Here is a 1395-nt window from a genome sequence, read left to right as displayed (position 1 = left end):
TGTCTCCCTGCTGCTCGTAATACATACCGAGGTTGTTGTGTGCCCGTGCCTTGTTGGGGCTTTTGTCCACAACGTCCTTCCACAGCGTCAGGTTGTTCTTCCACACGCCGTTTCTGTTATACGTGGCGGCGGACAAGACCAGGACAATGCACACGACTACAGACATTTGAGTCATCCGCCGTTTTTCCATCACGGGTTGATATCCTGTGAACATCGTGATTAAAGCCGCAACCGTAATGAAAAAACCAACGCCTGGAAGATACACCCTGTGTTCAAAGATAACGTCTTCTATGGGTATTACGCCTGACTCAACCGATATCGTCACGAAGAACCACAGGATGCCAAAGGCCGCCAATCTGGCTGCACGATACCTGTTGCCCTGCTCTGTCCTGCGTGAGACGTAGTACAAATACATGGCCAGGACTGTGATTGCCAGGAGAAACAACAGTGACAGCGCCACCGCAGGTTCAAGCAGTGACTTGTATGTGGGATAATCGTAATCGAGGTTCTGGCTTACCGGCAGACAGAGCAGACGTATGTATGTCACCAGTACCCTGAACTGAGTCAGGAGGTAGGCCTGGCGTGAGATGCCCTCCGAGGTGGCGAGATTGAACGAGTTGCCGGCCATCAGGATCGTCAGCGGTATCACCAGGAGCGTAAGCAGGATCGGAATGAGGGCGGCGAGTCTTTTTTTTGACGTCGCCGGTAAAGAACAAGAACTCAATAGCAACAATAACCACCGGCAGGGTGAAGGATATCTCCTTTGTCATCATTGCACAAACGGCTGCTATGATCGATGCGGCATACAGTGCGTATTTCTTTGTAGGATTGGATAAAACAAGGCGCGAACAAAGCCAGGTCACAACGGACAAGAGATAGAACAACGTGGCCAACGATGCAAAACGCTGGACTATGTAAGTCACTGCCTGGGTCTGAAGCGGATGGCAGACAAACAAGAGCGCACACGCTATGGCAACAGGGACTTCCTGGGCGTTAACCGATGACAGGTAGGGCGATCTGAAAATAAACGTAAGAAACCAGAAGACGAGCAGGCCGTTTGTGATATGTACCAGGATGTTAAATACGTGATAGCCCGTTACATCGTAGCCATGGATGGCATAGTTGAGGGCAAAGGAGAGGTAGCCAATGCGACGTGTCCTGAAAAAGTCCTTGACGCTGTCATCGGCATTGCTGTCATTGACGGCAGAGGGGGCAAGGAAGTAGTGGAAACCTCTTACAAGCGGATTTTGCATTATATTGACATCATCGTCAAAGACAAATGGCACGTTTAAGGTATTAGAATATACGATAAGACCAACGATTACTATCAAGAGTTGGTTGGTAAATCTGTTTTGCAATTTTTTTACTGCCCTCCTCTGAAAATTAGATTATAGG

Annotated in this window: 1 protein-coding gene and 1 pseudogene; both read right to left on the bottom strand. The window is 49.0% G+C overall.

Annotated features, from left to right (window positions below; all coding sequences use genetic code 11):
- Positions 1-547 (bottom strand): annotated as a pseudogene (locus tag HWQ67_RS18535) (tetratricopeptide repeat protein); the annotation flags it as partial.
- The gene (locus tag HWQ67_RS18530; protein ID WP_218254175.1) at positions 468-1358 is read right to left on the bottom strand and encodes a hypothetical protein; all 891 of its coding nucleotides are present in this window, start codon (positions 1356-1358) and stop codon (positions 468-470) included. The gene HWQ67_RS18530 and the pseudogene HWQ67_RS18535, both read right to left, overlap by 80 nt.
- Positions 1359-1395: the final 37 nt, after the last annotated feature.

This window comes from Candidatus Magnetobacterium casense (genome assembly GCF_019173545.1).
GTDB classification, from domain to species: domain Bacteria; phylum Nitrospirota; class Thermodesulfovibrionia; order Thermodesulfovibrionales; family Magnetobacteriaceae; genus Magnetobacterium; species Magnetobacterium cryptolimnobacter.
Note: the sequence above shows the minus strand (reverse complement) of the source record. Positions and strands in the feature narration are given on the sequence as shown.